Annotated in this window: 10 protein-coding genes; all 10 read left to right on the plus strand. The window is 64.3% G+C overall.

The genetic code is table 11. From position 1 onward, the window contains the following. Positions 1-804, plus strand: an 804-nt coding sequence (locus VFA16_RS20805) for a glycosyltransferase family 2 protein (RefSeq protein WP_324969644.1), incomplete at its 5' end; no start/stop codon positions are given. Between the two features lie 49 nt (positions 805-853). Then, a complete protein-coding gene (locus tag VFA16_RS20810) occupies positions 854-1,684 on the plus strand; it encodes an ABC transporter permease (RefSeq protein ID WP_324969645.1) in 831 nt (276 codons plus the stop codon). A gap of 49 nt (positions 1,685-1,733) precedes the next feature. After that, complete coding sequence (locus VFA16_RS20815; RefSeq protein ID WP_324969646.1) at positions 1,734-1,964, plus strand: ribbon-helix-helix domain-containing protein; 231 nt, start codon at positions 1,734-1,736, stop codon at positions 1,962-1,964. After that, on the plus strand, positions 1,951-2,298 hold the full coding sequence (locus VFA16_RS20820; RefSeq protein ID WP_324969647.1) for a type II toxin-antitoxin system PemK/MazF family toxin: 348 nt from the start codon (positions 1,951-1,953) through the stop codon (positions 2,296-2,298). Before VFA16_RS20815 ends, VFA16_RS20820 begins: the two co-directional genes overlap by 14 nt. A 25-nt stretch (positions 2,299-2,323) precedes the next feature. Continuing rightward, positions 2,324-3,598 carry a hypothetical protein gene (locus VFA16_RS20825; protein WP_324969648.1) on the plus strand — a complete coding sequence of 425 codons (1,275 nt, stop codon included), beginning with the start codon at positions 2,324-2,326 and terminating at the stop codon, positions 3,596-3,598. Between the two features lie 47 nt (positions 3,599-3,645). After that, the gene (locus tag VFA16_RS20830) at positions 3,646-3,837 is read left to right on the plus strand and encodes a CsbD family protein (protein ID WP_324969649.1); all 192 of its coding nucleotides are present in this window, start codon (positions 3,646-3,648) and stop codon (positions 3,835-3,837) included. A gap of 160 nt (positions 3,838-3,997) precedes the next feature. Continuing rightward, positions 3,998-4,480 carry a GreA/GreB family elongation factor gene (locus tag VFA16_RS20835; RefSeq protein WP_324969650.1) on the plus strand — a complete coding sequence of 161 codons (483 nt, stop codon included), beginning with the start codon at positions 3,998-4,000 and terminating at the stop codon, positions 4,478-4,480. Between the two features lie 56 nt (positions 4,481-4,536). Next, the gene (locus VFA16_RS20840) at positions 4,537-4,953 is read left to right on the plus strand and encodes a GtrA family protein (RefSeq protein ID WP_324969651.1); all 417 of its coding nucleotides are present in this window, start codon (positions 4,537-4,539) and stop codon (positions 4,951-4,953) included. 32 nt (positions 4,954-4,985) lie between these two features. Continuing rightward, the gene (locus VFA16_RS20845; protein ID WP_324969652.1) at positions 4,986-6,356 is read left to right on the plus strand and encodes an FAD-binding oxidoreductase; all 1,371 of its coding nucleotides are present in this window, start codon (positions 4,986-4,988) and stop codon (positions 6,354-6,356) included. Next, positions 6,357-6,773: SDR family NAD(P)-dependent oxidoreductase (locus VFA16_RS20850; RefSeq protein ID WP_324969654.1), on the plus strand; the 417-nt coding region annotated here is incomplete at its 3' end.

The following is a 6,773-nucleotide window of genomic DNA, read 5'->3' on the forward strand; positions in this document are numbered from 1 at the left end:
CCGATTCCGGCGGCCTACCTCGGGTCGCGCCGGAACCTCGGCGGCGCAGGGGGATTCGCGCTCGGCATGCTGTACGCCCTGGCGCAGGGCGCCGATTGGGTATGGCTGGCCGACGACGACGGGCACCCGCAAGACTCTCACGTGCTCGCCACACTGCTGGCCTGCGCGGAAAAGCATCGGCTGGCCGAGGTGTCGCCGATGGTCTGCAACATCGATGACCCGAACCTTCTGGCGTTTCCGTTGCGTCGAGGCGTGGTGTGGCGCAGGCGGGTAAGCGAATTGCGCACCGGCAATGAGCGGGGTCTGTTGCCCGGCATCGCGTCACTGTTCAACGGCGCACTGTTTGCCGCCTCGACGCTAGAGATGATCGGCGTTCCTGATTTGCGGTTGTTCGTCCGCGGCGACGAGGTGGAGATGCACCGCCGGCTGGTGCGCTCCGGGCTGCCGTTCGGAACCTGCCTGGATGCGGTGTACCTGCATCCCTGCGGATCCGGCGAATTCAAGCCGATCCTGGGCGGTCGGATGCACGCCCAATATCCGGACGACCCGGCCAAGCGCTACTTCACCTATCGCAACCGCGGCTTCCTGATGTCCCAGTCAGGGTTACGTCGGCTGCTGCCGCAGGAATGGCTGAGGTTTGGCTGGTTCTTCTTGGTGTCCCGACGCGACCCGGCCGGATTGCTGGAGTGGTTTCGGTTGCGGCGCTTAGGCCGTCGCGAGCAGTTCCGCCGACCGGGGAGGGCTGAAATGACTCGGGCCGGCGACGATGCAGAGCGAAGCGATGAGGAGGAGCGGCGCCGATGACCCGCGCCGGCGACGATGCAGAGCGAAGCGATGAGGAGGAGCGGCGCCGATGACCATTGTTGATGCTGCGGCTCAATCGAAATCGCTGACGCGTGCCTGGCGTGACCTGATCGACGGTTGGCATCGCCACGAGCTGTGGCTGCACCTGGGCTGGCAGGACATCAAGCAGCGGTATCGGCGCTCGGTGCTCGGCCCGTTCTGGATCACTATCGCCACCGGCACTACCGCGGTCGCGATGGGCGCCCTGTACTCCAAGCTGTTCCGTTTGGAGTTGGCGGTGCATCTGCCGTATGTCACGCTCGGGCTGATCATCTGGAATCTGATCAACGCCGCCATTCTCGAAGGCGCTGAGGTGTTCGTGGCCAATGAAGGGCTGATCAAACAGCTTCCGACGCCGCTGAGCGTGCACGTCTACCGGCTGGTGTGGCGGCAGATGATCCTGTTCGCGCACAACATCGTCATCTACGCCGTCATCGCGGTCATTTATCCCAAGCCGTGGTCGTGGGCCGACCTGACGGTCCTTCCGGCGCTGGCGCTGATCGTGCTGAATGCGGTCTGGGTGTCACTGTGTTTCGGCATCTTGGCGACGCGCTACCGCGACATCGGGCCACTGCTGTTTTCGGTGGTGCAGTTGCTGTTCTTCATGACCCCGATCATTTGGAACGACGACACGCTGCGTCAGCAGAATGCCCAACGGTGGTCAAAGATCGTCGAACTCAATCCTCTACTGCACTATCTAGATATCGTGCGAGCACCACTGCTGGGCGCCCACCAAGAGCTGCGGCACTGGGTCGTGGTGGTGGTACTGACCGCCGTCGGGTGGGTGCTCGCCGCGTTCGCGATGCGCCAGTACCGCGCCCGGGTGCCGTATTGGGTCTAGGCTGCGACTCTCCATTGCTACTTTGGTATTACCACGGTAGCATACAGGTATGAAATTGAGTGTCAGCCTCCCCGATGAAGATGTCCAAGTGCTGGATGCCTACGTCGAACGCGAGGGATTACCGTCGCGGTCCGCGGGTCTGCAGCGTGCGATTCGTATGCTCCGCTACCCCACTCTGGAAGATGACTACGACAAAGCTTGGACGGAGTGGTCGACAGCCGGCGAGGACAAGGTTTGGGAGGACACCACGGACGACGGGCTCGGGGATGCGGCGCGGTGAGATCTGGCAGGTCGACTTCGACCCCGTTCGCGGTAGCGAAGCCAACAAGCGACGCCCGGCCGTGATCGTCAGCAATGACCGCGCCAACGCGACAGCCGCGCGACTTGGGCGTGGCGTAATCACCGTCGTGCCCGTCACAAGCAACATCTCAACAATCTATCCATTCCAGGTATTGCTGCCGGCAGCTACGACCGGTCTCGCAGTCGATTCCAAAGCACAAGCTGAACAGATCAGATCCGTTGCGACTCAACGGCTTCGACGGCGGCTGGGTCAAGTCCCGCCGGTCGAGCTCGCGCGACTCGACGACGCGCTGCGACTCCACCTCGAATTGTGATGGCCGGATGGGACACTGCTGCCCAATGGGCTTGAGCATCTCCGATCATGAGCGTGCCGCGCTGGCAGAGGCAGCGCAGTTTCCATTGCTCGCAGCCATCACGGGGCGGCGATCGCGCCGCTTCCCGGTCGGCGGCCAGATCCCAAGCGGGGCATTGGCCTTCACCAGCCGTCGGCCCGCCCAGCCGTTGTCAGAGGTCGAGCGGGCATTGGTCCTCGCGGTCACCGGCGGCATCACCGGATGGCACTACGGCATTCCCTACAACCCGGACTATGCGCCTGCGCTGCCGAACTACTCCGGTAGCGCAACTGGCCGAACCTTTCCGTCCGCAGCCGGATTCCATACCAGCCAACTGTTTTTCACCGATGACACTGGAACCTATCTGCTGCCTACTCGCGACCAGCCGCCGCGTACGTGCAGCAGCATCGAGGAGTGGATCAGCCACACCGCCGACTCTTATGTCCGGATCTCGAACAGCCGCCTTGAATTGCCCCGCGAAGAGCCTTACATGGAAGGCCACAACGTCTGGGTCGCCAACCTCCCCGGCAGCCTGCTGGCCTTCCCGGTGGCCGACCTCGCCGAACACCTGATGTCGAACCTGTGGTTCTTCGCGGCCAACGGCTTCACCGTGTACGACGACGTCAACAACCGCAGTATCCCCGGCACACAGGCATTTTCGTCGCTACCGCACGCCGATGAACCGGTTCCGCTGTCCTTCGCCGAGCAGTACACGCTGACCGAGGCCAGCGCCGAATTGGCCACTGCCGCAAACAACGGCGTGCTGGCATTGCAGGCCATGGGCCTGGGCGGCTGGATGTACGACGGCCTGGACCGGATGTCGGTGCTGGGCGGATCCGGTGATCCGAGGGCCCCCGGAGTGGGCTTCGTCGCCGACCACGACGAGCGCTGGCCGTTCCCGAACGTCACCGGGCTGCCCGGCTATTTCGAGACGCTGAGCCCACCGCACGTGCCGTCCGTGCAAGCCGGCGTCGAGAAATTCGTCGCGCGCCGGTACGGGCCGGGCGGACCGTTTCACCCTGAAACGGGCGGGGCCTGGGCCGACACCCGCAAGGTGCGTTCGTCAGCGCTGCCGCCCGACGGCATCGCCGAGCTCCTCACCGTCGAGGCGTCCTACATCTACGACACGTTCGGCAAGCTGCCCGGCACCGTTCCGACCGTGCACGTGCTGATGTACCTACAGGCCCACCACATCGACACCGACTTCTACGACGAACTGTTCTCACCTGGCGCCTACCTTCCGACGCATGCCGCACATCAGGCTCGGTGGCACGGCGAGTAGCGGGGCCGAAACGCGGGTACACCGTGCGGTACGGAGGAGGATTCGCTATGAGTGCGAGTGATAAGGCCCGAAACAAGCTGCAGAACTTGACGGGCAAAGCACGGGAAACTATCGGCCGGGTCACCGGGGACCGTCGCATGGAAAACGAAGGCGCCGCAGACCGCGTCGAGTCGAACCTGAAGGACGCCGGCGAAAAGGTCAAGGACGCGTTTCGCGGCCGGCGCCGCCGCCGGCTCTGACGCCGGCCGGACCCGACCTCGTGGCGTTTGGGCGGCGCCTACCAGCCCGCGCGAAACGCCACGAAACCGATTCACCGCGCCATAATGAGCGGACGGCAGACAGACAATCTGGGCGCTCCGCGGCAACAACCGCGGTGGCCCCGAGAGACAGGCCAGCAATGTGAGCAACCACGAGGAATCGACAGGGCTCGCGGATGAAGCGCGTGATCGCATCGCCGCGGAGTTGACCCGACTGCGGCAGCGCCGCGATCGCCTGGAAGTCGAGGTCGAAAACGACCGGGGCATGGTCGGCGACCACGGTGACGCCGCAGACGCCATCCAGCGGGCCGACGAGCTGGCTGCCCTCGACGAACGGATCAATGAACTCGACCGGGTACTGCGCGCCGGCCCGGTATCCAATGGAGACGGAACTCTGCCGGAAGGTACCGAGGTCACCGTGCGGTTCCCCGACGGTTCGGTGGTCACCATGCTGGTGATCTCGATCGTCGAACAGACCCCGATCGGCCGTGAAGCCGAGGCGCTGACTGCCGGAAGCCCATTGGGACTGGCCCTGGCCGGGCATAAACCCGGCGACACCATTACCTATGCCACGCCGCAAGGGGAAAACCAGGTCGAGCTGCTCGACGTGAAGTTCCCCAACTAAGTCGCGGCCGCCCGGCATCAGGCTGGTCAGCCGCGGCGCCCCGTAGACTGCCCGCGATGACCGAGATCGCCCCGCCAGCGGCGCAGCTGAGCCTGACTACGCAGATCTGGCGGTTCGTCGTCACCGGCGGTATCTCGGCGATCGTCGACTTCGGCCTCTATTTGGTGCTGTACAAAGCGGTCGGCCTGCAAGTCGACCTGTCCAAGGCCACTAGCTTCATAGCAGGCACCATCACCGCCTACCTGATCAACCGCCGGTGGACGTTTCAGGCCCCGCCGAGCACGGCCCGGTTCCTGGTGGTGATGGCGCTCTACGGGATCACCTTTGCGGTACAGGTTGGGCTGAATCACCTATGTCTGGCGCTGCTCGACTACCGCACCTGGGCGGTTCCGGTGGCGTTCGTGATCGCGCAGGGCACCGCGTCGGTGATCAACTTCGTCGTGCAGCGAACCGTGATCTTCCGGCTGCGCTGAGCCGGCCTGGGTGAGCGGTACCCTCTTTGACGATGTCTTCCAGGCTTCCCACGACCACGACGCGGCTGACCGGCTGGGGCCGCACCGCTCCGTCAGTGGCCACGGTGCTCTCCACCCGCGACCCCGAGGAAATCGCCAAGGCGGTGGCTAACGCCGGCGAGCGGGGTGTGATTGCGCGCGGGCTCGGGCGGTCCTACGGCGACAACGCCCAAAACGGCGGCGGGCTGGTCATCGACATGACCCCGCTGAACAGAATCCACTCCATCAGCGCAGACACCCGCCTGGTCGACGTGGACGCCGGCGTGAACCTCGACCAGTTGATGAAGGCCGCGCTGCCGTTCGGACTGTGGGTTCCGGTACTCCCTGGCACCCGGCAAGTCACCGTCGGCGGGGCGATCGCCTGCGACATCCACGGCAAGAACCACCACAGCGCCGGCAGCTTCGGCAACCATGTGCGTTCCATCGACCTGCTGACCGCCGACGGCCAGATCCGCCATCTGACGCCCGACGGCGACGACGCCGAGCTGTTCTGGTGCACCGTCGGCGGCAACGGCCTGACCGGCATCATCTTGCGGGCCACCATCGCGATGACCCCAACCGAGACGGCGTATTTCATCGCCGACGGCGACGTCACGCACAGCCTCGACGAGACCATCGCCTTCCACAGCGACGGCAGCGAGGCCAACTACACCTATTCCTCCGCCTGGTTCGACGCGATCAGCCCACCGCCCAGGCTGGGTCGCGCCGCGATATCGCGTGGATCGCTGGCTACCTTGGATCAGCTCCCGGAGAAGCTTCAGCGCAATCCGTTGAAATTCGATGCGCCACAATTGCTTACCGTGCCAGACGTTTTCCCGAACGGGCTGGCGAACAAGTACACCTTCGTCCCGATCGGCGAGCTGTGGTACCGCAAATCCGGCACCTATCGCGGCAAGATCCAAAACCTCACGCAGTTCTACCACCCGCTGGACATGTTCGGCGAGTGGAACCGCGCCTACGGCTCAGCGGGTTTCGGCCAGTACCAGTTCGTGGTGCCCACCGAAGCGGTAGAGGAATTCACAGCGATCATCCACGACATCCAGAAGTCCGGACACTACTCGTTTCTCAACGTGTTCAAGCTCTTCGGGCCGGGCAATCAAGCGCCGCTGAGCTTTCCGATGCCGGGCTGGAACGTCTGCGTCGACTTCCCGATCAAACCTGGACTGGGCAAGTTCCTCAATGAACTCGACCGCCGCGTGCTGGAATTCGGCGGCCGGCTTTACACCGCCAAGGATTCGCGTACGACTGCTGAAATGTTTCACGCCATGTATCCACGCATCGACGAATGGATCGCGGTGCGCCGCAAGGCCGATCCGTCGGGGGTCTTCGCATCGGATTTGGCCCGACGTCTGGAGCTGCTCTAAATGGTGCTTGATGCAGTAGGCCACCCGCAGACCATCCTGCTGCTCGGCGGCACGTCCGAGATCGGGCTGGCGATCTGCGAGCGCTACCTGCAAGACGCCCCGGCGCGCATCGTGCTGGCCTGCCTGCCTGACGATCCGGGCCGCGACGACGCCGTCGCGCAGATGAAAGCTGCCGGCGCCAAGTCGGTGGAGCTCATCGATTTCGACGCGCTGGACACCGACAGCCACCCGAAGGTGATCGAGCAGGCCTTTGAAAATGAGGGCGGCGGCACCAGAGATATAGACGTGGCCATTGTCGCTTTCGGGTTGCTCGGGGACGCCGAAGAACTCTGGCAAAACCAGCGCAAAGCTGTCCAGATCGCCGAAACCAACTACACCGCAGCGGTTTCGGTGGGGGTGCTGCTCGGAGAAAGAATG

Origin of the sequence: Mycobacterium sp. (assembly GCF_035653355.1) — a bacterium.
Lineage (GTDB): Bacteria > Actinomycetota > Actinomycetes > Mycobacteriales > Mycobacteriaceae > Mycobacterium.

Bases quoted from the DNA above. Each gene is read 5' to 3' on its own strand.
- VFA16_RS20810 (WP_324969645.1), top strand. From the start codon at position 854: ATGACCATTGTTGATGCTGCGGCTCAATCGAAATCGCTGACGCGTGCC.
- VFA16_RS20815 (WP_324969646.1), top strand. From the start codon at position 1,734: ATGAAATTGAGTGTCAGCCTCCCCGATGAAGATGTCCAAGTGCTGGAT.
- VFA16_RS20820 (WP_324969647.1), top strand. From the start codon at position 1,951: ATGCGGCGCGGTGAGATCTGGCAGGTCGACTTCGACCCCGTTCGCGGT.
- VFA16_RS20825 (WP_324969648.1), top strand. From the start codon at position 2,324: ATGGGCTTGAGCATCTCCGATCATGAGCGTGCCGCGCTGGCAGAGGCA.
- VFA16_RS20830 (WP_324969649.1), top strand. From the start codon at position 3,646: ATGAGTGCGAGTGATAAGGCCCGAAACAAGCTGCAGAACTTGACGGGC.
- VFA16_RS20840 (WP_324969651.1), top strand. From the start codon at position 4,537: ATGACCGAGATCGCCCCGCCAGCGGCGCAGCTGAGCCTGACTACGCAG.
- VFA16_RS20845 (WP_324969652.1), top strand. From the start codon at position 4,986: ATGTCTTCCAGGCTTCCCACGACCACGACGCGGCTGACCGGCTGGGGC.